Here is a 26084-nt window from a genome sequence, read left to right on the forward strand (position 1 = left end):
ATAATTGCTTATACCTCCTGCTATTTTTATTTTTTTTTTTTGGGAGTTTTGTTCTGGGGGTGTTCGGCGTGGGGGGGGGCGCCGGGGGGGGGGCGGGGGGCGGCCCGCCCGCCCGACAGCACCTCGCCGTACGCCTGCATCAGATCCGGCAGCCGGAGCGTCGCCAGGTCCTCGCGGGTCGGGACGCCGCTGTATCCCGACAGCCGCAGATCGCGGTAGGCGCAGCTCTTCTCGTACAGCGTGCGTAGGAAGCGGCCGTTGCCCAGCTCGTCGATCCAGCCCTGGTCGACCACATGCCCGCTGATGCTGCGCAGTTCGTCGACGGCCTCGTCGTCCCAACAGTCGCCGTTCTCGGCAGCCAGCACCTCGCCGATCCTGGTCAGCTCCAGCGGACGGTAACTGGGAAAGTCCACCCGGGTGGTGAAGCGGGAGCCCAGCCCCGGGTTGGTGGTCAGCAGCCGGTCCATGCCCTCCGGATAGCCGGCGAGTATGACGACGAGGCGGTCGCGGTTGTCCTCGGCGCGCTTGAGGAGGACCTGCAAGGCCTCGTCGCCGTAGGCGTCGCCCTTGCTGTAGCCGCTGTTGGAGAGGCTGTACGCCTCGTCGACGAAGAGCACTCCGCCGAGCGCCGAATCGATCAGCTCATTGGCCTTCACCGCCGTCTGGCCGAGGAACTCGCCCACCAGATCGGCCCGTTGGGCCTCCACCAGGTGGTCCCCGCCGAGCAGCCCGAGCGCGTAGAACACCCGGCCGAGGATGCGGGCCACGGTGGTCTTGCCCGTCCCGGACGGGCCCGAGAAGACGAAGTGCCGCTTCGGCGGCTGGACGGGCAGGCCCTGCCCGGCGCGCAGCCGCGCCATGTGCAACTGCGCAGACAGCGCGCGCACTTGGCGCTTCACCGGCTCCAGACCGACCATCCGCTCCAGTTCGGCCAGCGCCTGCTGGAGCAGTACGGGATCGGGGGGCCCGGCCGGCAGCTGTGACGGCGACGGCTGCACGGGGATGACGGCCTTCTCGCGTACGGCGTCGGCGTCCACCGGGGCCATACCGGGAACCAGCTCGTCCGGGTCCGGGACGGTCGGCAGTTCGCGGCCGTCGGCGCCGCTGTCGGGGGACAGCAGATCGGGGTCGGTCGTCGCGTCGATCGCATCCTGTCCGATGCCTGCCAGGGAGACGGACGCCAGGTCCCCGGCCTCGTCGAGACCGTCCCCCTCGGATATCGCGGCGAGCCGGGCGGCGGTGTCCATGAAGGCCGGGTCGACCCGGTGGACGGCCCGGTACAGCGGCAGCGCCGCGGCGCTGCGACCGGTGCCCTCGTGCGCGCGGGCCAGCCAGTAACGCAGCTCCTTGCGCTGCGGCTGCTCGCTGCGGCAGCGCATCAGAGCGGCCGAGAGCAGCGGCTCCGCCTGGCCGTACATCTCCAGCCGGACCCGGGCCATGCCGCCGAACAGCCCCGCCTCGATCCCCAGCAGCGGGTCGTCGAGCAGTGGCTCGGTGTGGCGTACGAGCTGCTCCCAGTCCTTGACGAGATAGGCGCGGCAGGAGTGCAGAAAGCGCACCTGCGGGTCGGTGTCCACGGGCGGGCAGCCGGCCAGCGCCCGGTCCAGCTCCGGGACGTGCCGCCCGTCGAGCCAGTGGGAGGCATGCGCGAGCAGCAGGTCGCGCGGGCTCTCCAGGACGGGCTGCACCCACCATCCCAACCAGTACCAGGAGTTGAGCCGACGGCGGTGGCGGGCCCGCTGCTCGCCGAAGCGCTCCCTGTGGCGGTACATACGCAGCAGCGCGGTCGTGGTGTCGACGCGCAGTGCGTGCAGGCCGAGCCATCCGTCGGCCATCCCCGGGTCGATCAGGACCGCGGCCCGGAATTCCTCCTCGGCGTGCGCGTACGCCCCCATCGTGTAGGCGTCGACGGCACGCAGCCAGGCCAGATCGGCGGGGGCGTCCGAGCCCTGCATGCCGATGTCCATCACGTCCCCCACAAACCGTGCCCCCGTGGTGTGCCGCCGGGCGTGTGCCGAGCGGCTGCCTTTCCGAACCGCCGCGCTGTGGACGGGAGTTGCCGTGCCTCCCGCACGCATCGTACCTGCGTCGTCGCCGGTGGCCGAGGTGCGGCGCGCTGACGATCAGGGAGGCGACCGGTATCCGGTCAGCCGCCGGGCCGCGGACGGGGTGGTGACCGAGGGTGAGGGATCGACGGCGGGGTGCGCTCGGAAAACGCTCATCATGGGCAGAACGAAGCCCCCGATCACGGGGGAACAACCGGGGGCTTCGCGTCTGAGGGCGGTCACGAAGGCCGCACATCCAGAACGTAAGACCTGTACGGCCCCCCGGTCAAGCCGAGTTGAGGCTCTCGTCCGGTGTCCTGCGAAGGTGGGATATGTGCCGCGGGCCGATCGCTCACTCACGGTGAACAGGCGGGCCGTTCATGCGGTCGCAGAAGGCCCCGGCAGCACCACGTACCCCTCGGTTCCCTGCCGCACCAGAAGGTCGGCGTAGGGCCGGGAGGGGTCCGTATCGAAATGTATCTGCTCGGCTTCCACCCAGCCGTCCCAGAATCCGGACAGGCCGGGTCCGTCGCGCAGTCGGCCGCGCTGCCAGGACGTGTGCTCGGGCACCTCCAGCCACAGCAGACACGCGAGCTGCGGGCGCAGGGCCCGGCGCCCGGCCCCGACGCCCTCGACGAGCACGACGGGGGCGGGCGGAAGCTGCTCCTCGTGGGTGAAGCGGCGCCGGACCCAGTCGTATGTGCGGTAGCGGGCGGGCTTGCCGAGGGAGAGCGGGGCGAGGACCTGTTCGCGGAGCCGGTCCGTCCACTCGAACAGCTCGTCGTGCGTCGCGAGATCGTCCAGGTGCAGCACCGGGGCGCCGCCGAGGGCGGTGGAAAGACGGGCGGCGAAGGTGCTCTTGCCGGAGCCGGCGTGGCCGTCGACGGCGACCAGCCGTACCGGCCCGCAGGACGGCGGCAGGGCGCGCAGCCGCCGGGCTAGTGCGCCGAGAGCGGCCGGGGCGGGCGGAGTCGGCGGATTGGGCGGTGTCGGCGGATTCGGACGGTCCACTCGGCTCACCCTACGGGCCCCGTCCGTCGCGTCCCTGGTCACGCCCCTGGTCACGTCAGTGGTCCTGACCAATATTGGTACGGGGACGCCCGCGTGGGCTCTGGCCGAAGCGCGTCCCGAGAGGCGATAGTTGAGCAGCTGTCGTGCACCTGCAACCTCTCCGGACGACTCGATCACGACTGGGGGTCCACCCACCATGATCAGACCCACCCCACCCCGGCGCACTGTGCTGGCCGCCGTGCTGGCGGCAGCGGCGGGGGCCGCGTCGGCGCCCTCCGCGTTCGCCGCTCCGGCCGCGTCCACCACGGGAACGGCAACAGACGCAGCCGCAGGCGCCGTCGTCGGCAGCGGTTCAGGCTCCGGCGGTGGCTCGGGCTCCGGTTCCGGTTCCGTTTCCGGGAAGGGGGTCGCCCGCGTGGATTACCACGGCTGGACCACATACGCCGACTGGCGCGGCGGCACGGCCCGTGGCACCCGCGCCGTGGCCGGCTCCCGGCCCGGGGTCGTCATCGACAGCCCGGCCGGCCGCATCGACTACCCCGACCCGCACACCGGCAAGACCGCCAGCTGGGCCTATGCCACGTGGACCGGCCCGGTCCGGAAGCTCGCCACACCCGCGAGCGAGGTCGTCGCCTCCTGGAACGCGAGCACCCCGGCAGGCACCTGGCTCCAGGTCGAGCTCCGGGGCACGTACACCGACGGCAAGAACACGCCGTGGTACGTGCTGGGCCGGTGGGCGTCGGGCGACGCGGACATCAAGCGCACCTCGCTGGACGACCAGACCGACGGCAAGAGCACCGTCTGGACCGACACCCTCTCCATCGACGACACGGCGAGCGGCCTGCGCCTCGCCTCGTACCGGCTGCGTCTCACGCTCTACCGGAAGCCCGGCAGCGGCGCTACGCCGAAGGTGTGGCGGATCGGCGCGATGGCCTCCGACGTCCCGGACCGCTTCACGGTGCCCGCGTCGAAACCGGGGGAGGGGGCGGGGCGCGAGCTGAAGGTCCCGCGCTACTCGCAGAACATCCACAAGGGCCAGTACCCGGAGTACGACAACGGCGGCGAGGCCTGGTGCAGCCCGACCTCCTCGCAGATGATCGTCGAATACTGGGGCCGCAAGCCCACGAAGAAGGACCTGGCGTGGGTCAACCCGGCTTTCGCCGACCCGCAGGTCTGCCACGCGGCGCGCTTCACGTTCGACTACCAGTACGAAGGCTGCGGCAACTGGGCCTTCAACGCGGCCTACGCGGCCACGTACCGCGACATGCAGGGCATCGTCACCCGCCTCGGCTCGCTGGGCGACGTCGAGAAGCTGATCAGCGCCGGAATTCCGGTCATCACGTCCCAGTCCTTCCTGGAGCCGGAACTCGACGGCGCGGGCTACGGCACGGCAGGCCATCTGATGTGCATCGTCGGCTTCACGCGCGCGGGCAACGTGATCGCCAACGACCCGGCGAGCGACACCAACGACGCGGTCCGAAACGTCTACAAGAGGCGCCAGTTTGAAAATATCTGGCTGCGGACGAAGCGATACGGGGCGGATGGCAAGGTCAAGAGCGGTACGGGAGGCGTCGCGTACCTCTACTGGCCTGCTAAGCCATCACCAAGTCAGCACCGGGTTCTGAAGGAGCTGGGGATCCGCTGAGCATGTGCGCCCCGAAGGTGGCGTCGACGACCTGACGGCAGCGGTCGCTGCCGTCCAGGGCGAGGTGGCCGTAGGTGTCCACCGTGATCTTGATAGAGCTGTGCCCCATCCAGCGGGATAGCTCGTGGATGGGAACACCGTTGCTCAAGGTCACGGTGGCCCACGATTTCCGGATGGGGTCTGGATGGATCATGCCTCCCGATTGGTTTCGGACGGGGAGGCGCAGCCGCTCCCGCTTGGGCTGCTCGACGACCGCGCCCGTCCAGGTGCTGGCCTGGAAGCATGTCGCTCTGCGTGCCCGGGCGAAGGTTCCGGTCGTCTGTGTTCATAGCCTCACTGTGCCGTGAGCAGTGGCCGGAGAGGTGGAGACAACGGGCGTACGCACCATGCGGGCCGGTGGCCTCACCGACAAGGTGCGGGCCTCGGAGAGTGGCGGTTGGCAAGCTACGGACCACAAGGCGACGCTGTGTGCGTTTGATCGATTACTGATGTGTCGACAGCGCGGAGGCGAACAGGGGCCAGGCAAGCCCCGCCAGGGCGTCGATCTGAACGCCCGCGTCCTTCATGGGTCAGTCCTCCCTGTCATCGCGAGCGACTGCCATCCCGAGGTTCAGGGGAACCCGGGCGACGGTCGGCAGTGTCTCGACAACGCTTCCCAGCAGATCGCTCATCCTGTCCCGGCCGAAGCGCCGCACGCCCAACGCCATCGTGCCGATCACATCCAGATCCGCGACATCAATGGGGGCTGCCGCCTTGTCCCAGGTCAGCGTATTCGCCATGGCGAGATCGACCGTCCTGGCGTACGCCGCGACAGCTCGGACAGAGTCGCAAGATAGGACGAGGCCGCCCGATCGTCGTGCCGGTCGAGGAGATTCAGTGCCAGGCTCCAGAACATGCGGACCGGCATGCCCAGCGAGCCCATGGGAACCACCCCCCTCAAGTGAGGGGACTCCGCCGCGAAACTCGCGAGCCTTTCGGCTTCCCCGTATCCCGGCCTGTTCAGCGCGGCGCAGGCCAGCAGCAGATAGGCCTGCTGCTGAGCGTGGCCCAGCAGGTCGTCCGCCGGTCCCTCCTCCCGGCCGATCGTGTCCGCCACACTGCCGTGCTGGACGAGCCGCCTCATCCAGGCGCTACGGGTGAACGGTTCGACACCGGCCGGTTCCACCGAGGCCCGGAGAAACGCTCCGAACGCGAGCCCTGCGGCAGTGAGCAGATCGGCGGCACGCAGGAGCGGGCCACGAGCCCCAGCCGGATCGATCAGCAGACGCCACTGCCCCGCCAGCCGGTAGGCTGACGCTGCTTCGACGAAGGCGGCTGGGGGCTCCCGTCGGGGGCCTTCTTCCCTTCGGACCGACTCCGCTTCCCGCAGAACGAGTTCCGCGTAGGACTCGTGGAAATCCGCCGCGATGCGAACCTGATACCGGGACAGTTGCAAGGGATCCAACGGCGAAGTCGCCATCTCAGATCAGCTCCCTCACATTGCTCAACGCCTCGGGCTCGGTGAAGTCGGTGTTCAGGTACTCCCATTGCCGCTGCATGTCCCCTGCTGGACGGTCCCAGACCCATTTCTCGCAGCTGCGGATCTGATTGGCGGGCACGTTGACCTTGGCGGTCACCTCGCCCTCGGTCTGATACGGCGAGTACCTGCGGTAGGTGTTCAGGTCTCGGATCTCTTCGGCGACACCCTGCACCTCCACCGCGGAGCGCGGCGCCAGAATGACCCAGCATGTGTAGAGGTAGGCCACTCGTTCGGCACCGAAGCGGGTACCGAACCACAGTGCCGTGTGGCGCGCGGTGTGGACGAAGTTGGTCTTTGCCATCGCGTCTCGTTCCACCGTCCCGCACGCGAGGGAGATGAAGGGGCTCTCCTCGCAGAACGGGAGCCCGGTGGTCGGGTCGATCGTCTCGAAGTGGTTGACATGCAGATTCAGATTCTGCTCGGTGAGCTTGCCCGGTACCTGGTTGAGTGGGAGGGGGTTGTGCTTCAGCCACCAGCGGCTCACGAGACCGTCCTGGCTGTCGATCAGCCTCCGGGCTTCGTTATCACTCGGCAACGACAACCCCTTGATGCACCACTGCACGATCATGCTCGTCCCCCGATGCGGCGCGCGTGTCAGACCCCTCAGCCTAGAACAACACGCCCTTGGCCGAACCGAATTGGCCCAGCGTCGAAGGCGCGAAGTGAGTCTGGTTGTCCGCGCTTCGGACTTGCCGAAGGGGTAGGAGTATGTGCGGGCCTGCCAGTTGATCCATCCCGCGCTGCTCCTCCTGCCCCTGGGACTGGCCAGCGCCCTCCAGCTCCTCGGCCCGGTCACACTCGCACTGCTCACCTCTCGCCGCCTCCGCGACGCGGGCTGCGCTGTCCTGGCCGGATGCGGAGTGTGGCTCTTCAACTCCCCGCACGGCGCCCGCTTCCCGCTCTCCGGGGGTGCTTCTCGCCCTGGCCGCGGGGGGCATCCGTGGCCGCCTACCTGCTGCTGAGCAAAAAAGGTGGGAGCCCGCAGCACGGGAGGCGGTCCGCTGGCCCTGGCGGTGGCTCGGGCGGCCGTGCTGACAGTGCCGCTCGGCGTAGTGGATCAGGGGGCCGAGCTCCTCGCCCCCCAGATGCTGCTGACCGGGGCCGTGGTGGCGGTGCTTTCGGCCGTGCTCCCGTAGTCGCTGGAGCTGACAGCCGTGCGGCGGCTGCCGGCGCGGACAGTGGGCGTGCTGACCAGTCTGGAACCTGCGAGCGCGGGCCTTGCGGGAGTGCTGGTCCTGGACGAACACCTGAACACCGTGCAGTGGGCGGCTCTGGCGTGTGTGGGCGCGGCGAGCGCCGGGGCGGTGGTCCGGCGGGAGGAAGCGCGGCGAGGCGGCTGCGGACACGGGCCGAATGGGCCAGGCCCGGAGGAGCGACGGCGGGCGGAGTCTCGTTGCCGAAGCGGGCCCGCGCCGCGGTGGCCGTGGCTGACACGACCCTTCCCAATATGGCCGTAGTAGCCGTGCAGTTGTCATGTGAGCATAAGATTCCAATGGGAGTTACTGGGCCAGGGGAAGGCATTGCGGTGAGAGGCTTACTCGCGGGGGGCGCTGCCCTCGCCGTTCTGGGTGCCGCGGGCGTGTCGGCGGCGCGGGCGGCTGCCGCTCGCATCGAAGGGAATCCCGATCCGTTCCCGCGGGAGCGGCTCGCACGTGAGCCCGAGGGCGAGGAGGTGTTCATCCCCCGGCCGGACGGGACGGTGCTGCGCGCGCTGGTCGCGGGGGAGGGGCCGACGATCGTCCTCGCGCACGGTTACGGCGCCTCGCTGCTGGAATGGAACCTGCTGTGGCAGGGCCTGCGCGCGGCGGGTCACCGCGTCATCGCCTTCGACCAGCGCGGCCACGAGCAGTCCACGCTCGGCCGCGACGGCGCCGGCTCCGGGCCCATGGCGGAGGACTACGCCGCCGTAGCGGAGCACTTCGACGTGCGCGACGGGGTGCTGGTCGGCCATTCGATGGGCGGATTCATCGCGATCCGCGCGGTGCTGGATCACCCCGAACTTGTCCGCCGCCTGCGCGGCTTGGTCCTGGTCGCGACCTGGGCGGGCAAGATCTACCAGGGGGCGCCGCAGAACCGGCTGCAGATCCCCCTGCTGAAGGCGGGCGTCCTGCAGCGCTGGGCGCGCACACGGACTGGTGGCGTCCTGTTCGGCGCCGCCCAGTGCGGCAAGCGACCGTCCCCGGCGATGATCTCGGTATTCCGTGACGTCTTCCTGCGGCAGGACCACACCCCGCTCCCGCCGGTTCTCCGGGCCTTCGCCGCGGAGGACCGCTACCCGCGCCTGGCCGAGATCACGGTTCCGACCGTCGTGGTGGTCGGTTCGGCCGACCGCTCCACGCCGCCCGCCCACGCGCGGCGGCTCGCCGCGGGCATACCCGGTGCCCGACTGGTCGCCGTGCCCGACGCCGGGCACATGCTCAACTGGGAGGCCGTCGACGCCTTGACCGAGGCTGTGGTGTCGCTTACGGCCGATGCCAGGGAGAACTCCTGATACGGCCGATGCCAGGGAGAACTCCTGACATGGGCCGCGCTCACGGGCACGGGTGTCTGCGTACAACCTCATGTGTTCAGCCATGCACGAGCTGACCTCCGCATGTCAGTCGAGGTCGGCTGAGCTGGGTTGACATCAAGGCACTGTCATCCGCCTGGTCGTGCATCCGCCTGGTCGTGCATCCGCCTGGTCGTGGAGAAGCTGCCCAGCGGCGGAGTCAACAAGCCCGTGTTCGCTGCGATCAGCGTGGCCGTTCTTTGGTTCCTTCGAGGGGTCTGGGTCGTCCTCGCCGTGTTGCGCTGTCGGGGCGCCTAGCCGGGTTTGTGGGGGATCCATTCGCTGCCGTCCAGCGGGTGGCCGTACTGGGGGCGGCCGCTGAGGCTGCTGGTGCGGAACGGCCTGCCCTGGTCGTCGATGCGCAGTCTTCCCTGGCGGCCACCGCTGGACCACTCGAGCTCCAGATACCAGCTCACATCATGAGAGGTCGTCCGGGCGGTGACATAGAAGACCTCGGGATCGGTCTCGCTGACTCTGTGGGGAAAGTCCCGCTGCCCGGACTTGGGTGTGATCTGCGGACGGCCGGCGTCGAGGTTGACCGCGTACGACTGGGTGGAGACGTCACCGCCACAGCCGACGCCGATGAAGCCCATGCCGTAGGCGTTGTGGGCCAGCGGCGCTTTACTTCGCACCACCCGTACGTGCATGGCCTGCAGCACCACGGTGTCCTTGCCGGTGCCCTGGACGGTGAGTTCGAGCCGCTGGCTTTCGGCGGAGACGCCGCCCAGCGCGTGCACCCAGCCCGGGGCGTCCTGCTCGGTGGGCGGCGGCGGCACCTCGGCCGGAGGACGGTTGATCAGATAGCGCTGACTGCACGGGTCCTCCCAGGCGTAGGGCCGAGTGGCCACCGTGAGGGGGACCGGCGCTTGCGAGCCTGCGGGGGCGGTCACCGTGTTGCTCGCCGACGGTGAGGACTGGTCGGCCGCCGTGCGAGACGCGGTGGGTCTTTCACTGGCGGAGGCGGGCGACGAAGGGGATGGGCGCGGCAACTCCCGGGCGGGGTCGTCGGCGGTGGGCTCGGCGCCCACTGTCTGCTTGTCCTCGCCGCCCTCGGGGAGCAGGGGCGTGGCGAGCACGGCGGATGCGACGAGGACGGCCAGGGCGGCTGCGGCGTATAAGGCACGGCGTCCGGTTGAGGCGGGCCGGGGCGTGCCGGGGCGGTGCCAGCGTTCGGACGGGACTGTGGGGACATCGATGGCCGACCCGCTATCCGGCACTGACTCCGGCTCGATGACGGGTCCGTCGCCCGGCGAGGTCCCGGGCTGTTTTCCACCGGCTGTCCCCGCCGGCTTGCGCTCCTGCTGCCGCGCCGCGTCCGCCACGACCCACCGCCGGTGGACCTCGATCAGTTCCTCCGGCGTGGCCTTGCACAGTCGGGCGAATCGCTCCATGGAGGCGTACTCGCTGGGCACCGCTTCGCCGTTGCAGTAGCGGTGCAGTGTGGAGGCGCTCATGTGCAGCCGCTTGGCGAGCGTGCCGTAACTCAGCCCGGAACGGTCTTTGAGCTCTCGCAGCAGCGCTCCGAAAGTGGCCATCTCCTCAGCCGCCCCCATCGCTTCTCCCATCCCATTCGAGCATTCGAGGTGAGGGTCATTCCCCCAGGTCACAGCCGGTGCGAACGTTCGAGCCTCCCTTAGTCACGGCCGGTTGCAGCCGGTGGGACGAAGTGCGGCACAAGCTGCGGTCATCCAAGCACGCCGCCCGGCGACCGGCTGAGCGGCCCTTCCCGAAACCCACCCTGCAACGGATCGGATCAGCCATGTCTGCCTACGCCACCCGCCTGTTCACCACCGCCGCAACCGTCGTGGTTGCGGCGCTCTCGCTGACGGCATGCCAAGACGGGCAGGGCGTGCGAGACGGGAACAGTGCCGCCGCGCCCTCGTCACAGCCCGCAAAGACCCAAGGTGCGGACCCCAATGCGGGCGCGCAAGGTTCGTCTTCACCCGCGGAGTCCAGCGGTTCCTCCGACGACTCCTCGGACGCCACCGGCACCACCGGCACCACCGGTACGTCCGGTTCGAATGCCGCGGCCAACGGTGTCCCGTGCACCGGCGCCAACACCGAGGTCACCGCACGGCCGGTCACACGTCCCCTCAACCACCTGCTGATCACCGCCACCAACACCGGCTCCAAGAACTGCGCCCTCTACGGCTTCCCGGCCGTGCGGTTCGACGACGCCCAGTCCGTCCCCCCGGCGTTCGCAGAGACCAAGCCGCAGGCGGTCACCACGCTCGAGCCGGGTGAATCCGGCTATGCGGGCGTCCGACTCTCAGCGGCGGACGGCAGCGGCTCCCACGGCTCCACTGCGAAGAGCCTCGCGGTCTCCTTCTTCGACGCCCGCAACAACGGCATCGGTCCGGCCGCCCACCCCGGGCTGCCCGCCCAGGGCGTCCACGTCGACGATGCGCTACGCGTCACGTACTGGGTGCCGGACGCCGAAGACGCCCTGCAGCACTGATGGATGCCCGGCAGCACTGACGGATCACCAGGGTTCACTCACCGCTGCGCCGGTGCAGCCGGGTCGTGGCAGGTGTGACGTCGGCGACGCCGAGCATCCCGAGGAGCCCTATGTGCATCTCACACCCGGAATGAAGTCCATCAAGGGGGACGATTTTGTCCGCACTGAGACATGCCCGAAAGTTATCTCTGATCGCCGTCCTGGCGATCATGGCAGGTCTGCTGTCGCTGGTGTCACCGACCCACGCCCGCGCCGACGATCGGCCGCTGACGACCACTCCGATCGTCACATGGAACATGGACGGGCAGGGCGACGGCAGCAAGTGGGCCTCGCTCAGACAGTTCATGAACGGCGGCGCCCAGATCGCGCTTCTTCAGGAGGCGGGATCGACACCACCTGGCAGCGCCGTTTCACAAGCAGCCTATGTGACGGCAGACGGTGATCGGATCACCCAAGGAACGTGGAACCCGGGAACCAGCAGCCGGCCCGAGGGGCCGTACGACGTCTACTATCTGCAGACCGATCAGAACCCGACGAATGGCGGCCGGGTCAACACCCTGATTGTGACGAACGGGACGCCTGATGAGCTGCGGGTGGTTCCGAATCAGGGCGGGCGGGCTGCGCTCGGTGCCCGGTTCGGCGACCACTGGTACTTCACGTGGCACGCAAGTTCCCGCGGCGGCAGTCCCAATGACTCGTCGGCGATGATCACTCAGATTCGTGACTCCGTGCGCACCTGGGGAGGGGTGGACGCCAACGGCAACAGCCAACACAGCTTTACCGTCGGCGCCGACTTCAACCGTATTCCGGCGAATCTGATGAATGAGACGGCATTCCCGAACGGCGTCCACGTCTACAATCCTGGACTCCCCACTCGATGGCCGAGTCGGCGGGAGTACGACTACTTCGTCTCGTCGTCGGCGGTGCAGAACCCCGCCGTCACGCGCATTTCCATTCCTCGTACCCAGTCGGACCACGATGCGACGTGGATCGGCGCGATCCGGGGATCGGCCGATCTTGTGAAACTGCCCGGATTCGAGCTGGCGGTGGCCGGCGATTCCATCAGTGAAGGCTTCCGGAGCGTGGACGGAAACGGGTACCGGAACGATCTCTACCGCGGCCTGCTGGACTGGATCAATGTGGCGTGGTCGCCGATTTCCAAACGGTCCCTGAAAATGGTGGGGTCGCGGCAGAACGGAAACATGCCCGACTCTGACCACGAAGCCGAAAGCGGCAACCGGATCGAGCAGGTCGCCGAGCGGCTGGCAACGTCGCTGCCTAGGCTCCGGCCGAACCTCGTGACGCTCATGGCCGGCACCAACAACGTGGCGCGCGACAACGAGCCGGGTGAGGTGGCCGCCCCCAAATTGAGTGCTCTCATCGACCAGATCCACAAAGACGCACCGGGCGTGACAGTCGTGGTGGCGACGGCCATCCGCGTGAAGTCGGACGCCGGCGACCAGGCTCGGATCGACGACTACAACAACCGGGTCCGTTCGCTGGTGGAGTCGAAACGAAGCGCCGGCAAGAAGGTCGTACTGGTCGACATGGACGGATTCCTCCAGACGAGCTACATGTACGACGACCTGCATCCCAACGACTCCGGTTACACCAAGATCGGCAAAGCGTTTCTCGGCGGCATCGCCGCGGCGCTGCTCCAAGACCTGATCACCGCCCCGTCCGGCGGCGGTCCTACGTCCTGCACCGACGACCAGCGCCGGTGGGAGGTGCGGACGAAGTTCGCGGCCGGTGTCGGTAGGCCCGAGCCCGAGCACAACGTCGGGTTCGCCGACATGGACGGTGACGGCCTCGACGACTACCTGTCGATCGGTGAAGGTGGTTCGGTCGATGTCTGGTACAACCGGGGCGGCGACAAGGACGGCAAGCCGGGATGGCAGCCGGGCGGCCGGATCGCCAAGGGCCTCGGCCTGGACCCGTCCAAGCACAGACTCGAGTTCGGCGACGTGGCCGGCGACGACAGGGACGACTATCTGGTCGTCGACAAAGCCACCGGCGCGGTGGACGCCTACATCAACGAGGGCGGCGACCGGCCGGACGGCACCCCGGGATGGTCGGTGCGCAAGGGCTTCGCCAAGGGCACAGCCGAGGCCACCAACGGCCTCGTGATCTTCGGCGACGTGGCCGGTAGCGACAAGGACGACTATGTGGTGGTCGACGCCGGCATCACCCTCCGCATGGGTGCCATGTACGCCTGGGAGAACACGGGCGGCGACCAGGGCGGCTCGGCGGGCTGGGTGCCGCTGGGGAAGATCGCCCAGGGCGTGACCCGTGACGTCACCACCCGGTTCCGGTTGCACAACCACGACTGTGACGGCAAGGACGACTACTGGGCGCTGCACGACAACGGCGCGGTCGACGTCTGGATCAACAAAGGCGGGGACAAGCCGGACGGCACGCCAGGATGGGCGCCCCGCGGCCGGACCGCCGCGGGCGTCGCCAGGGCCAATAACGTCCGATTCGGCGACGTGGACGGTGACGGTCGTGACGACTACCTGGTCGTCGGTAGCGACGGCTCGGTCGACGCGTACCTCAACCGAGGCGGGGACCCCGCCTAGGAACCAGATCGGATGGGCTGCCCGGCCGCACGGCCGGGCAGCCCTGCCCCGCCCACCACGATGATGCGCTCGGCCACCTGGTGGCGCGGCCGCGGCGACCGTACGGGAGCGGCGCAGCAACTCCGGTACCCCAGCAAGATACTGGGCGATTCGGCCGGCCTCGGCATCCGCGACGGCGAGCCGCAGGTCCTGGGCTGCCGCGGCCTGCACAGCCGCACGTGTCAGCTCCTGACAGTGCTCCCGGCGTACGGGAGCGCGGGGGGAGCGCGTGGGGCCGGGCCGGGGCGGTGGGTTGGGGAAGCGGGACGCGATGCGCGTCCGGCATTCAAGAGTCGCTGGGGGTGCCCGTGACCACCTGCAGCAGGACGTCGGAGACGAAGCGCTCCTGTTCTGCGGTGCTGGGCGCTGCGCCGCTCAGAAGCGTGCGAGTGAACAGCCAGGCGACGGCAACGGACATCACCGTTCCGGATACCGCCTCGTTGACGTGCTCGCCTCGAGCGAGAGCTCGCTCGCACACCGCCTGACCGTCCTTCCGGGACCGTTCGTAGTCCCTCCCCGTCAACTCCCCATGCAGAACAGACCGCTTGGAGGCTTCCCATGGCCATTGGTCTCTGGCCCGCGACCCGACACCCCCGACCAACGTGTGCATAGGCTTGCTAGGGCCAGAGCAGGTCCCGGATCCAACTCTTTTCGTGGCGGCGGTAGCGGAGCCGGATGTGGCGCCGCCGCTCGTCCCCTTGGAAGAATTCGACCTCGTCCGCCTGCAGGATGTACAGCGTCCAGCTCGGCACCGGTGCGTCCGGTTCGCGTTGCGCCCGTTCCCAGGCCGCGGCGGAGGCCTCCACCAGCTCCTCGTAGGAGCTGAGTGGCTCGCTTTGGTGCCCGACCAGTGCGGCCGCCAGCGCCCCGGTGGATCTGCGGTGCAGGTCCGCTTGGCTCTCCTCGGGGCCGGCTGCGGTGACCTTTCCCTGGATGCGGACCTGCCGTCCCACCGCCGCCCAGTAGAAGCCGAGCGCGGCGTCGGGCCGGGTGGCCAGCTCCCAGCCCTTGTGGCTGGTGCGGTGGGAGGCGAAGTGCCAGCCGCGGACGTCGGCGTCGTGCAGCATCAGCGTGCGGACCGACGGCCGGCCCTGCGAGTCGGCCGTGGCGAGCGTCATGGTGTGTGGCTCCGGGGCACCGGCCTCTGCGGCCTCGCGCAGCCACTGCTGGAAGAGGGGGAGGGGTTCGGCGGGGGCTGCAGCCGGATCGAAGCTGGGCAGTTCACAGTCCCATACGCGCAGTGTGCGCAGGAGTTCGCGGAAGGCGGCCTGCTGGTCCTGGTTCATGGATGCCATCCAACCCTGGGGGCGGCCATCAGCACCATCGCACTCGGCGGCGGCCGTTGACTGCGCTCGTCCGATGTGTGTCTGCCCCGGCCGTGGCCGCGGGCCGTTTCTCGGTGCGCTGGGTCAGTGCTGAGATTGCCACCAGAGAACGAGGAGACTGAAGGCGGTGCTCCCTGCTGCGTATGCGGCTCCGCGGGCGGCGTGCCAAGCGAGGGAGGGCAGGCGTAGGCCGGCGGTTCGGAGCCAATTGGGCTTGCGTCCGGTTCGGCCGCCCTTGGGGGCGTTCGGAAGGTCCCTACAGTTGGACATGGGAGTCGCCCTCCTGCGCTGTGCGGATTTACAATGGAAGCCTCAATGAGTTGAAGGTTCGGCATTCAAGGCTGAATGACGGCTCGTCCCGTCCGCGGTTCCGGCCAGAGTCTTCGAAGAACCATTTTGGAGGCCCCGAGAGCCTGAGGAATACGGCCGGTCAAGCCATCCCGGAGTATCGCCTTGGTCGCCACGGTCAGAGTGTCGGCTTGAGGCCGACAGTGCTGACGCTCCGGGTAAGACGCTTCAGGACATCGATTCCAGAGCTGCCACTCGGTCATTCTGCGGCAGCGGTCACTGCTTCATGCTTGGGCGATAGAGGCTGTTGTACGGAACGCGCAGTCGCCCCTGCGACTGGGAGCTGTGCAGGCGGCCTCGCTCGGACGCCGACCCATCGGATGCGGATCTGTGTGGGGCACTATATCTCTTCGGGACGCTGGACCATGTAATTCGACGACCTGTTTCTGGGGCGTGGCTCTTTCGATTCCGGTCATGCCCAACCGATTGATGGCGGGTGAGGGAACCGGAAATGAGTCAGGTCGGCTCCAGCCGATCGTCTCCGGGCGCATGGAGTCAATTCGGTTCAGCGCCCTCCGGACTTGGTCACGTTCGGTTCCATGACGCGTCGCAGTGTTGTCCCGTCGGGCCTTCACCACGTCCTCTCCACGCTGGAGGTGTCCTCGACCTGTCTCCGGTAGATGTCGCAATCCACAGCGAGCCAGAAGGCCCTCACCCATTCAAGATCACACGTCAGCGATCACAGTCACCAACCTCCGTGGACAGAACACCTGGCTAGGTCCCTCCGGGCCCAGGTCCGCCCACCTCAGGTTCCGCCCCCCGGCCCATCCGCCTGGGACCCGTCCGCCCCGGACTCGTCCGTCGCAGGCCCGCCCGCTCTGGACGCCCCCGCCCGCAGCCCGTCCATCACGAGGTCCAGCAGTCGCGTCGCACGCGGCCGCCAGTCGCTGTGCGGGTCGATCTGCCAGAGCCCGGCAATGGCGAGCACGAAGTCGTCGGGAGTCAGCCCCGGGCGGATGGTGCCGGCCTCCTCGTTCGCGTTCAGCAGGAGCGTGACCGCCTGGGTCACCGGGCCGTGACCCAACTGGGCCAGGCTGCCGTACGTGCTGGTGGTCTTGCGCAGCGCGTCGGCCAGGCCGGCTTTGGCCATGGCGTACTGCGCCAGGCGGTCCATCCACTCCCTCAGGGCCTGGTCGGGTGCGCGGGTTCGGAGCAGCTGGACAGCGGCGTCGGCGACCTGCTGCATCTCGTAGCGGTAGACCTCCAGCACGAGGGCCTCGCGGTTGGGGAAGTTGCGGTAGAACGTCCCCTGCCCGACGCCCGCCTTCTTCGCGATCGCGCTCAGCGGTGCGTCCGCAGCCCGCGTCAGCTCGGCCAGCGCGACGTCCAGGATGCGCTCGCGATTCCGTTGCGCGTCCGAGCGCAGAGTCGCGCTCTTGTGTTCCTGCACTCGTCCTCCTTCCGGAATCACAGCCAAGCCCGGCCTTGCTAACCGGACAGCTGTCCGGTAAATTCGATGACTACCGGACAGCTGTCCGCTTAGGTCCACCATAGCGACAGATCCGGCCAGTGTGGCCGACCGGTGCCCATCGTCACTGGTTCATTTCACCCGCATCGCCCTCTCCCTCCCGGACTGTCTGCCGGGATCGTCTCGTTCGACGCGCATCAGCAATGCGAAAGAAGGCTGACCATGGCCCCATCGACGTCCAGCGCCATCACCCTGAACATCAATGGCGAGAAGTACACGCTGCCCGTCGACCATCGCACCACCCTGCTCGACGCCCTGCGCGAGCATCTCGATCTGACCGGTACCAAAAAGGGCTGTGATCAGGGCCAATGCGGCGCCTGTACGGTGCTGCTCGATGGGCGCCGGGCCGTTTCCTGCCTTCAGCTCGCGGTCGCGGCCGAGGGGCGCGCGATCACCACCATCGAAGGCGTGGCCGATGGTGAGCGGCTGCATCCGGTGCAGCAGGCTTTTCTCGACCTCGACGGCTATCAGTGCGGTTACTGCACACCGGGGCAGATCTGTTCGGCCCTCGCGGTGATCGAGGAACACGCGGCGGGCTGGCCGAGCGCCGTGACCGACGATGTCCGGCCCGAAGCGGGAGTGCCTGCGCTCACCACCGAAGAGATCCGCGAGCGGATGAGCGGCAACCTGTGCCGCTGTGGCGCCTATGTGTCGATCGTGCAGGCGGTCGCGCGGGCGGCGGAGGCGGCCGAGGCCGAGGTCAAGGAGCCGGCGGCATGAGGGAATTCGGCTACGCACGCGTCTTCGACGTCTCCGGAGCGGTCGCCCTGCTCGGCGCCGACCCCGACGCCCGCTTCCTCGGCGGCGGTACCAACCTCGTCGACCTGATGAAGACCGGCGTGGAGAGGCCCGCGACGCTCATCGACGTACGCGAACTTCCTCTCGACGGAGTCGAGTTCACTCACGACGGCGGGCTGGGCATCGGCGCGACCGTCACCAACAGCGATCTCGCGGCCCACCCCGAAGTACGGCGTCACTACCCGGCGTTGGCGCAGGCCGTCCTGGCAGGCGCCTCGGGACAGCTGCGCAACATGGCCACGGTCGGCGGGAATCTGCTCCAGCGGACCCGCTGCGGCTACTTCACCGACCTCAGCAAACCGTGCAACAAGCGTGCTCCCGGCAGCGGTTGCCCCGCCCTCACGGGCGAGCACCACAACCACGCGATCCTCGGTGCCTCCGAGCACTGCGTCGCCACCCATCCCTCGGACATGGCGGTCGCGCTCGCCGCCTTCGACGCCGTCATCTCGTACGAAACGGCGGACGGGCCGGGCGAGTTGCCGATCGCCGCGTTCTATCGGCCAGTGGGTGACACCCCGCACATCGAGACCGCCCTTCCGCATGGCGCGCTGATCACCGGCGTCACGCTGCCGCCGGCCCCGGTCGCCGCACACTCGCGGTACCGGAAGGTGCGCGAGCGCGCCTCGTACGCGTTCGCGATCGGCTCGATCGCCGCCGCGCTCGACGTCCAGGACGATGTCGTACGCGAAGTGCGCCTCGCGTTCGGGGCGGTGGCGTCCCGACCGTGGCGGGCCCGTGCGGCCGAGCGGGTGCTGATCGGCGGACCGGCGAGCGCGGAGGCGTTCGCCGCCGCGGCGGATGCCGAACTGGCGGCCGCCGAGGCGCTTCCCGAGAACGGATACAAGGTGACACTGATGCGTAACCTCGTCGTGGCCGTACTGACCGAACTCACCGAGGAGGCCGCCCGATGACCACGACGACCGGTATCTCCGCCGTGCCGGGAGCCGTCGGCTCCGCCCGCAGCCGGGTGGAGGGCCGCGACAAGGTCACCGGGGCCGCCCGCTACGCCGGGGAGATACCCTTCGCCGAACTAGCCCACGGCTGGCTGGTGTTGTCGACCGTGGCCCGGGGCCGTATCCGCTCCGTGGAGGACGCCCCCGTCCTGGCCATGCCCGGCGTCCTCACCGTGCTCCATCACGGGAACGCACCGCGCGTCGACACCGACTATGTGGGCATGCTGGGGCGGCCGAACCCGGTCCTCGGGATCTTCCAGCACGACCGTGTGCCCTTCGTGGGCTGGCCGGTGGCACTGGTCGTGGCCGAGACGTCCGAACAGGCCAGGGAGGCCGCCGAGGCGCTGGTGGTTCGATACGACGAGGAGCCGCACGACGTCGCGTTCTTCGCCGGGCGTTCCGGTGCGTACACGCCGGAGGACAACCCGATGGTCCAGGCCGAGACGGGGAAGGGCGACGTGGCGGCCCAACTCGACGCTTCCGCTGTCGTCGTGGACGAGGAGTACACCACGCCGGAGGAGCACCACAACGCGATGGAGCCGCATGCGGCGACGGCTCGCTGGGACGGCGGCCGGCTCGACGTCGTCGACTCCAACCAGGGCAGCACCTGGGTGGCGAGCGAACTCGCGCAGCTCTTCTCCCTCGATCCGGCCTCCGTACGGGTGCGGTCCGAACACGTCGGCGGCGGCTTCGGATCGAAGGGCATGAGCCCGCACCAGGTGGCCGCCGTGATGGCGGCGACCGTCCTCCAGCGCCCGGTCCGCGTCGTACTGACCCGACGTCAGATGTTCTCCCTCGTCGGTTTCCGCAGCCCCACGGCGCAGCGGATCAGACTCGGCGCCGACGCCGACGGCCGGCTGCGCGCGTTCGACCACCAGGCGCAGAGTCTTACGTCGACCGTGCATGAATTCATCGAGTCGAGCGCCGTGCTGGGGCGTGTGATGTACGACGCCGACGCGCATCACACCCTTCACCGGCTCGTACGGCTCGACGTGCCGACCCCGGCGTGGATGCGTGCACCGGGCGAGGCACCGGGATCCTTCGCCCTCGAATCCGCCCTCGACGAACTGGCCGAGAAGTGCGGCATGGACCCGATCGCGCTGCGCGCACGCAACGAACCCGAGATGGGTCCCGTGTCCGGGCTGCCGTTCAGCAGTCGCAATGTGCTCGCCTGCTTCGAGGAGGGCGCCCGCAGGTTCGGCTGGGCGGACCGGGACCCGCGTCCCGGCCTCCGCCGTGAGGGGCGCTGGCTGCTCGGGACCGGAACGGCGGCGGCCACCTTCCCCTCGGGAGTCGGCCCGTCCACGGCGGCCGTGACCGCTGAGTCGGACGGAACCTTCACCGTGCGGATCAACGCGGCGGACATCGGGACCGGGGCACGGACCGCGATGACCTTGGTCGCCGCGGACGCGCTGGAGGTGGACCCGGACCGCATCCGTGTGCGCATCGCGGACAGCGACCTCGGCCCGGCGATGTTCGCCGGCGGCTCGATGGGCACGCGCTCCTGGGCGTGGGCGGTGACGATCGCGGCGGACGAACTGCGGGAGCGACTGGCCCTGGGAGGCGGCATTCCGCCGGAGGGGATCACTGCCCGGTCGAACACCGCCGAGGCCATCGGCGCCCTCGCGAAGAAGGAACGGCACTCCTTCGGAGCACAGTACGCCGAGGTCGCGGTGGATGTCACCACCGGTGAGGTGCGCGTGCGACGGCTGCTCGGCATCTACGCCGCGGGCACCATCGTCAACCCGCTCACCGCCCGCAGCCAATTCATCGGCGGAATGACCTGGGGGCTGTCCATGGCCCTGCACGAGGAGGCGATCAGGGACCAGGCCTCCGGCGGCCACGTCGGCGCCGACCTCGCCGGCTATCACTTCGCCGCGCACGCCGACGTGCCGCTCATCGAGGCGGACTGGGTGGACGACCCCGTTCCGGACGACCCGGTCGGGATCAAGGGCATCGGCGAGATCGGCATCGTGGGCGTCGCCGCCGCGATCGCCAACGCGGTGTGGCACGCGACCGGCGTACGCCACCGGGACCTGCCGATCCGTCCGGACCGCGTCCTGCGGGCGGCGGACGAAGCCCGGCGTCGGCCGGCGGAGGGAGCCCGGAGTGCTTGACATCGCCGAGGAGTTGAACCGCTGGTTCGAGGAGGGCCGGGACTTCGCCGTCGCCACCGTCGTGACCGTTGGCGGCAGCGCGCCGCGCGGCCCTGGCGCCGCCCTGGCCGTCGACAGTCACGGCACCGCCATCGGTTCCGTCTCCGGCGGTTGCGTGGAAGGGGCGGTGTACGACCTGTGCGTCCAGGCGCTCCAGGACCGCCGGACGGTGCGGATGCGGTTCGGATACAGCGACGAGGACGCCTTCGCGGTGGGACTCACCTGCGGCGGCGTCATCGAAGTCCTGGTCACGCCGGTGCGCGCGGACGCGCCGGTGTTCCGGTCAGGGGTGTCGGCCGCGGACCGAGGAGAGGCGGCGGCACTCGCCCGGGTGGCCCGGGGCCCGGGCGAACTGCTCGGCAAGGCGCTGCTCGTCCACCCCGACGGATCGTACGAGGGCAGCCTCGACGGACATCCGGAACTGGACCGGACGGCGGCGGCGGAGGCCCGCGCGATGCTGGACACCGGCCGCACCGGCACCGTCGAGATCGCGGAGGACGGGTCGCGCTGCCCGGGCGGCGTGACGCTGTTCGTGGAGTCGAGGGTGCCGCCGCCCCGGATGATCGTCTTCGGCGCCGTGGACTTCGCGACGGCGCTCGTACGGGCGGGCAAGTTCCTCGGCTACCACGTGACCGTGTGCGACGCCCGGCCGGTCTTCGCCACCCGCGTCCGCTTCCCCGAGGCCGACGACCTCGTGGTCGACTGGCCGCACCGCTACCTCCGGCGCACCGCGACCGACGAACGAACCGTCCTGTGCGTGCTCACCCATGACGCCAAGTTCGACGTTCCTCTGCTGGAGACGGCCCTGCGGCTGCCGGTCGCGTTCGTCGGCGCGATGGGCTCGCGCCGCACCCACGAGGACCGCAACCGGCGCCTGCGCGAAGTCGGCGTCACCGACCGCGAGTTGGCTCGCCTGCGCTCCCCGATCGGCCTCGACCTCGGCGCCCGCACCCCCGAGGAGACCGCCCTGTCCATCGCGGCGGAGATCGTCGCGGCGCGCCGGGGCGGGACGGGGGTTCCGCTGACCGGTTCGGGGACGCCCATTCACCATGACGTGGACGGGAGGGAGGAGGGCGAGGCCCGCTCCCGAGCGGCGGCGTGACCCGGCTCGGCTGCCGACGAGCGCTGGCGGCGGCTGGACGGGCGTCGGACCCGACTCCTTCCGGGGCCGCGTCGCGGTCGGGCAACGCCGGGAGCACCTCGGCAGCTCTCCCGCCCACCACGGCCACCGGCACGTCATCGCCAGCGCCGTCGGGGGTCCCGGCGGCAACTGTCGGCACGGCCCCCCGCTGGACCCGGTGCCGGCACTGGCCGGGCTCGTCGCGGGGATTGCGGTGATGCGCTTGCTACTGGTCGTTCCCGTGCGGCGGCCGCACGCTCCCGGGACGGCGGCACATCACCTTGAAGCCGGATGACTGCACGGCAGTCCCGGTATTTCAGCCTGGTGGGAGGGGGGTGGCGTGGAGCAACCGGGGAGACACAGCGCGTTGACCTCAGGTGTGCGGTAGTGGAGACGATGCTCCAGCAGAAGCCGACGGCTGTGCGGGCTGTGTGGCCGGCAGAGGAGGTGGTCACTCAGGGGGTGTGGCCTGCAAGCCGCGGCGTGGAACGACTGTCTTCGCGCTCGTTGCTCCGGCAGGCTTCCGATCGGGGGAACACAGGGGGGGCGTCTCTCAGGTCAGGGTGGTTATGGGTGAACCGGGGGAGGTGTCATGACCCAGCGGATGGTGCGGGTGAGTGCGTGGCCGGCCAGCCGTACGCAGGTTTCCTCGACGCCTGGCAGGTAGGGCAGCCTGAGTGGCTTACGGGCCCACAGCGGGAGTGTGGACACCGCATTCGCGGCGAGGACGGCGTAGGGGGCCCGGGCGGCAAAGGGCAGTGGCGGGCGGAGAAGGATGAAGCGCGCCGCCTCGCGGGCCTCTTGCGTGGCGCGAAGCTCGGGACGGTAGGTGGCCAGTCGGTCGGCCAATTCGGCCTGGTCACGGGGAGGGTCGATGACACCGAGCGCGGCCGCTACCCGTGCGGTGTCGGCGACGTACGCGTCGCAGCCCGCTGCGTCCAGTGGATGCGCGCCGTAGCGCTTGTGGGCGCACAGGAAGCTGTCGACTTCGGCGACGTGCACCCAGGCGAGCAGGTGCGGGTCGGCGGCGTGGTAGGTCTCTCCGGCGCCGGTGGTTCCCTTCACACGGGCATGCACGGCTCGCACTCGGTCGACCGCCTGCTGTGCGTCGTCCGCGGTGCCGTAGGTCGTCACGGCGAGGAAGGTGCTGGTGCGCTGGAGTCGCCCCCAGGGGTCCCCGCGGTAGCCGGAGTGAGCCGCGACGGCGGCCATGGCCAGCGGATGCAGAGATTGAAGCAACAGGGCTCTCAGACCCCCGATGAACATCGAGGCGTCGCCATGGACGGTACGGATGGGCCGGTCCGGACCGAACCAACGAGGTCCGGGCGTGTCATGGATGCGGGCACGGTTGTCCGTACCTGCGGGGCCCGCAACGCGGGTGAACAGACTGCCACCGAGTCGCTCTCGCAGGTCGGAGACCGTGGGCGCGGAAAGGTTCACCCCACAAGTATCCTCCCGAAGGCCTGGTCCTCGGGGGTGGGGCCTCACCTCCGCTGTACGCAGGAGGTCACGCGGCACTGGCTCTGCCTCGATGTGCAACGCGGTCCGCCGCGGTCCGTCGCGGCCCGCTCGGCGACCGGGGGCCGAGCGGTCTCCGCGCGCAGCGGACCGACGCCCGTCGTCTCACCTGTCCTGCTCCTTCTTCGTGCCGTCCCGCTCGTGATCGGCGACCACCGCCTCGTCGAGCTGCCGTCGCTCCCGCCGGACCCGCTCCCGTGGATGTCATGTCCATGGCACCGACCAAAGGGTCCCGCTGTGCGACTCGCCGAGGACCAGGCCGGACATGAGGGTGCGGGGTGCGGACACGGACGGCACCTGGATCGACAGGGTGGGCCCGTTCCGGGCCGGGGCGGCAGGCAGCTGCCCCTCCTACGCCAGACGACACCGCCCGGCTCGCCGCAGATCCCGGCGCCGCGGAACACTCCCGCACGCGAGGGCTGTGGTGCGTAACGATTCTCCAAGGTATGGCGCAGACGTGAGTGCGAGCACGGGTGAAGAGGCCCGTAAACGATCACGGCCGGGGTGTCTCCTGTGGGGGGAGGCTTACCCCGGCCGTGTCCGCTCTTCCACCCTTTTCCAGCGATCCACGAGAAACGGAGCTCCAGTGAGCTACACCCACGAACCCTCGCCCGTGCCGAACCCGCATGGTGGCGAACGGAACCACGGGCGCAGCCGCCGGGACGGTGAAGGAGCGCACCGCGCCGCCCTGACCATCCAGACGATCGCGGACGTCGCCGCCGGCGCCCTCATCCTGTGGATCCTGCTGTACGTGCTCGAAGCCAACCAGGCGAACGTCTTCGTCGGCTTCGTGGAGGGCTTGGCGGGCTGGCTCGCCGGCTGGTCCCAAGACATCTTCACCATGGAGTCCGAAGGGCTGCGGGTCTTTTTGAACTTCGGCCTGCCCGCGATGATCTATCTCCTGATCGGCCATGGGCTGGCTGCGCGGATACGTCGAGCCTGAGCAGGAAGAGCGGCCCCACCCGGCCTTCGGCTCGGCCAGGTACGGGTGGTCCGGGTGCTGCTGAGGTTGAACGGCGCTGGGCGCACCCTTCGGGTGAGCGGCGTCCCGGGCGCCGACGTCCCGACGACGAAGGCCCCGACCGGTTTTCCCGGTCGGGGTTTTGTCGTACTGCCCTTGTGGGAGCAACGGCGGAGGACACGAGATGGGAACTCGTGTGCGAAGGTGCTGTTGCGAGACCGACCGAGTACGGGTGCGCGGCGCCCCCGAGCTCCCGCGCGGGCACCTACCCCCCGGGCGCCGAACGGGTTGACTCCGACGCCTTCTCCCCGAACACCGCGGACGGAGCCTGCCCGGTCTGCCATGGCCTGGGCAGCACCGCACCACTGAGGAGCTGAGCCGGGCGGACCATCGCCCAACTCAACGCGATGCCGCTGGCCGGTCTTGCCGAGGTGCTGCGGCCCGCCGCAGCAGAGCGGGGTGGATGACCTCCCCGAAGGTCCGGAACGGCAGGTCGCCGGGACGCTCTCCGCCGACCTCGTCGCCCGTATCGAGGTGATCAACGAACTGGGCCGGGGCTGTCTGAGCCTGGACCGTACGACGCCGACGCTCTCCCCGGGCGAGCTGCAACGGCTGCGCCTGGCCACCCAGTTGCGGTCGGGCCTGTTCGGGGTGTGTACGTCCTGGACGAGCCGTCCGCCGGGCTGCACCCGGCGGACACCGAGGCGCTGCTGAAGGTGCTGGTGCGGCTGCGGGAGGCAGGGAACTCGATGTTCGTGGTCGAGCACGAGACGGGGGTGGTCGCCGGGGCCGACCGGATGGTGGACCTGGGGCCCGGCGGCGGCGGCGCGGGAGGCCGCATCGTCGCGGACGAGCAGCCGGCGACGGTCCTCGGGCCTCCAGCCGCGCGGAAGGCCATACGGAAAGCCGTTCCCGGCGCGGATGCCCTGGCGACCACCGGCCCGCGGCGAGGGAGTTCAACGGCCACGACCACGCCGCTGGCGCCTGCTCCGGCACCGCGCCGGAACCGGCCAGTTGACGAATCGCCGGCCCTCCCCACGTTCGCTGTGGAGGAATGGGGCCCCGCGGTGTTCTGGCGCCGTATGCGACGGCCGGCCGTGTCGGCGTTGACGATTGACGGCCTGCTCCTCTTCGCCGGAATGGTGTTCGGCAGCGCCCCGGCCATGTTCGGGTACGCGCTCGTCGCCACACTGCTGCATCTGCTCTACGGCCTGAAGGTCTCGTTGCCGCTCCTGAGGGCCAGGGCACTGCGGGTCGGAGCAGACGGTCTCTCCGTGCGGCACGGCCCGCACACGCTCACGGTGCCCTGGCGGGACATCGCGTCCGTCACGTTCACCCGGGAGAAGAACAAGCGCGGACTCGCCCTGACGGCGGCCCTCAAGGAAGGAACGCACACACAGGTCCCCTACCCGCTCCGCGCCGGCAAGGGTGCGCTGAAGTGCACGATCGTCTCGTCCATGAAGGAAGAGACGAGCACCCGCGTGGACGGCCTCGAGACCGCGCTGCGGAGCTTCGCGGGCAGCCGCTACCAAACGCTTCCCGTCGCGCGCTGACAAGGTCCACGTTGCTCCGCAACGCGTCGGCGGTGCGAAGCAG

General features: G+C 69.6%; 22 protein-coding genes and 1 pseudogene. 12 read left to right on the forward strand and 11 right to left on the reverse strand.

The window, feature by feature from the left end; translation table 11 throughout:
* Nucleotides 1–26: 26 nt before the first annotated feature.
* Nucleotides 27–1967 carry an AAA family ATPase gene (locus ABZW18_RS14830; RefSeq protein WP_356187067.1) on the reverse strand — a complete coding sequence of 647 codons (1941 nt, stop codon included), beginning with the start codon at nt 1965–1967 and terminating at the stop codon, nt 27–29.
* 456 nt (nt 1968–2423) lie between these two features.
* Entirely contained in the window at nt 2424–2975 is a 552-nt protein-coding gene (locus tag ABZW18_RS14835) for a hypothetical protein (RefSeq protein ID WP_356187247.1), read from the reverse strand.
* Between the two features lie 277 nt (nt 2976–3252).
* On the opposite strand from ABZW18_RS14835, the gene ABZW18_RS14840 reads away from it, so the two are divergent.
* Nucleotides 3253–4701, forward strand: a complete 1449-nt coding sequence (locus ABZW18_RS14840) for a peptidase C39 family protein (protein ID WP_356187070.1) — start codon at nt 3253–3255, stop codon at nt 4699–4701.
* Here the strand turns inward: ABZW18_RS14840 and ABZW18_RS14845 are convergent.
* The 4 genes from ABZW18_RS14845 to ABZW18_RS14860 form a co-directional block, all read right to left on the reverse strand.
* Entirely contained in the window at nt 4649–4894 is a 246-nt protein-coding gene (locus ABZW18_RS14845; RefSeq protein ID WP_356187072.1) for a tyrosine-type recombinase/integrase, read from the reverse strand. The genes ABZW18_RS14840 and ABZW18_RS14845 overlap by 53 nt on opposite strands.
* Before the next feature lie 376 nt (nt 4895–5270).
* Nucleotides 5271–5480, reverse strand: a complete 210-nt coding sequence (locus tag ABZW18_RS14850) for a hypothetical protein (RefSeq protein ID WP_356187075.1) — start codon at nt 5478–5480, stop codon at nt 5271–5273.
* On the reverse strand, nt 5465–6160 hold the full coding sequence (locus ABZW18_RS14855) for a hypothetical protein (protein ID WP_356187078.1): 696 nt from the start codon (nt 6158–6160) through the stop codon (nt 5465–5467). Before ABZW18_RS14855 ends, ABZW18_RS14850 begins: the two co-directional genes overlap by 16 nt.
* Nucleotide 6161: 1 nt before the next feature.
* Nucleotides 6162–6755, reverse strand: coding sequence for a hypothetical protein (locus ABZW18_RS14860; RefSeq protein WP_356187080.1), 594 nt, complete (start codon nt 6753–6755; stop codon nt 6162–6164).
* Nucleotides 6756–7191: 436 nt separating this feature from the next.
* On the opposite strand from ABZW18_RS14860, the gene ABZW18_RS14865 reads away from it, so the two are divergent.
* The 3 genes from ABZW18_RS14865 to ABZW18_RS14875 all read left to right on the forward strand — a co-directional run bounded on the left by ABZW18_RS14865 (nt 7192) and on the right by ABZW18_RS14875 (nt 8711).
* Nucleotides 7192–7356: a hypothetical protein gene (locus ABZW18_RS14865; protein WP_356187082.1), complete on the forward strand. Its 165-nt coding sequence runs from the start codon at nt 7192–7194 to the stop codon at nt 7354–7356.
* A 9-nt stretch (nt 7357–7365) separates the two neighbouring features.
* Nucleotides 7366–7677: an EamA family transporter gene (locus tag ABZW18_RS14870; RefSeq protein WP_356187250.1), complete on the forward strand. Its 312-nt coding sequence runs from the start codon at nt 7366–7368 to the stop codon at nt 7675–7677.
* A gap of 68 nt (nt 7678–7745) precedes the next feature.
* The gene (locus tag ABZW18_RS14875) at nt 7746–8711 is read left to right on the forward strand and encodes an alpha/beta fold hydrolase (RefSeq protein ID WP_356187085.1); all 966 of its coding nucleotides are present in this window, start codon (nt 7746–7748) and stop codon (nt 8709–8711) included.
* A 311-nt stretch (nt 8712–9022) separates the two neighbouring features.
* On the opposite strand, the gene ABZW18_RS14880 is transcribed toward ABZW18_RS14875, so the two are convergent.
* On the reverse strand, nt 9023–10303 hold the full coding sequence (locus ABZW18_RS14880; RefSeq protein WP_356187088.1) for a helix-turn-helix transcriptional regulator: 1281 nt from the start codon (nt 10301–10303) through the stop codon (nt 9023–9025).
* Nucleotides 10304–10527: 224 nt separating this feature from the next.
* On the opposite strand from ABZW18_RS14880, the gene ABZW18_RS14885 reads away from it, so the two are divergent.
* Nucleotides 10528–11226 carry a DUF4232 domain-containing protein gene (locus ABZW18_RS14885; protein ID WP_356187091.1) on the forward strand — a complete coding sequence of 233 codons (699 nt, stop codon included), beginning with the start codon at nt 10528–10530 and terminating at the stop codon, nt 11224–11226.
* Nucleotides 11227–11522: 296 nt separating this feature from the next.
* Nucleotides 11523–13802, forward strand: a complete 2280-nt coding sequence (locus ABZW18_RS14890; protein WP_356187094.1) for a GDSL-type esterase/lipase family protein — start codon at nt 11523–11525, stop codon at nt 13800–13802.
* A 325-nt stretch (nt 13803–14127) separates the two neighbouring features.
* Here ABZW18_RS14890 and ABZW18_RS14895 read toward each other — a convergent pair whose 3' ends face one another.
* The 3 genes from ABZW18_RS14895 to ABZW18_RS14905 form a co-directional block, all read right to left on the reverse strand.
* On the reverse strand, nt 14128–14319 hold the full coding sequence (locus ABZW18_RS14895; RefSeq protein WP_356187097.1) for a hypothetical protein: 192 nt from the start codon (nt 14317–14319) through the stop codon (nt 14128–14130).
* Between the two features lie 139 nt (nt 14320–14458).
* On the reverse strand, nt 14459–15127 hold the full coding sequence (locus ABZW18_RS14900) for a pyridoxal 5'-phosphate synthase (RefSeq protein ID WP_356187099.1): 669 nt from the start codon (nt 15125–15127) through the stop codon (nt 14459–14461).
* A 1132-nt stretch (nt 15128–16259) separates the two neighbouring features.
* On the reverse strand, nt 16260–16904 hold the full coding sequence (locus ABZW18_RS14905; protein ID WP_356187102.1) for a TetR/AcrR family transcriptional regulator: 645 nt from the start codon (nt 16902–16904) through the stop codon (nt 16260–16262).
* Nucleotides 16905–17144: 240 nt separating this feature from the next.
* On the opposite strand from ABZW18_RS14905, the gene ABZW18_RS14910 reads away from it, so the two are divergent.
* The 4 genes from ABZW18_RS14910 to ABZW18_RS14925 are packed head-to-tail and all read left to right on the forward strand — an operon-like array spanning nt 17145 to nt 21991.
* Nucleotides 17145–17702: a 2Fe-2S iron-sulfur cluster-binding protein gene (locus ABZW18_RS14910; RefSeq protein WP_356187105.1), complete on the forward strand. Its 558-nt coding sequence runs from the start codon at nt 17145–17147 to the stop codon at nt 17700–17702.
* Nucleotides 17699–18691, forward strand: coding sequence for a xanthine dehydrogenase family protein subunit M (locus ABZW18_RS14915; protein WP_356187108.1), 993 nt, complete (start codon nt 17699–17701; stop codon nt 18689–18691). Before ABZW18_RS14910 ends, ABZW18_RS14915 begins: the two co-directional genes overlap by 4 nt.
* The gene (locus tag ABZW18_RS14920; protein ID WP_356187111.1) at nt 18688–20850 is read left to right on the forward strand and encodes a xanthine dehydrogenase family protein molybdopterin-binding subunit; all 2163 of its coding nucleotides are present in this window, start codon (nt 18688–18690) and stop codon (nt 20848–20850) included. Before ABZW18_RS14915 ends, ABZW18_RS14920 begins: the two co-directional genes overlap by 4 nt.
* On the forward strand, nt 20843–21991 hold the full coding sequence (locus ABZW18_RS14925) for an XdhC/CoxI family protein (protein ID WP_356187114.1): 1149 nt from the start codon (nt 20843–20845) through the stop codon (nt 21989–21991). The genes ABZW18_RS14920 and ABZW18_RS14925 overlap by 8 nt, the downstream gene beginning before the upstream one ends.
* A 585-nt stretch (nt 21992–22576) precedes the next feature.
* On the opposite strand, the gene ABZW18_RS14930 is transcribed toward ABZW18_RS14925, so the two are convergent.
* Nucleotides 22577–23449, reverse strand: a complete 873-nt coding sequence (locus tag ABZW18_RS14930; protein ID WP_356187116.1) for an oxygenase MpaB family protein — start codon at nt 23447–23449, stop codon at nt 22577–22579.
* A 691-nt stretch (nt 23450–24140) separates the two neighbouring features.
* On the opposite strand from ABZW18_RS14930, the gene ABZW18_RS14935 reads away from it, so the two are divergent.
* Together ABZW18_RS14935 and ABZW18_RS14940 are read left to right on the forward strand one after the other, a co-directional pair.
* Nucleotides 24141–24470 carry a hypothetical protein gene (locus tag ABZW18_RS14935; protein WP_356187252.1) on the forward strand — a complete coding sequence of 110 codons (330 nt, stop codon included), beginning with the start codon at nt 24141–24143 and terminating at the stop codon, nt 24468–24470.
* A 389-nt stretch (nt 24471–24859) separates the two neighbouring features.
* Nucleotides 24860–25333, forward strand: a pseudogene (locus ABZW18_RS14940) (ABC transporter); the annotation flags it as partial.
* Between the last annotated feature and the right edge of the window lie 751 nt (nt 25334–26084).

It is taken from the genome of Streptomyces sp. NPDC004647 (assembly GCF_040609575.1).
Classification (GTDB): domain Bacteria; phylum Actinomycetota; class Actinomycetes; order Streptomycetales; family Streptomycetaceae; genus Streptomyces.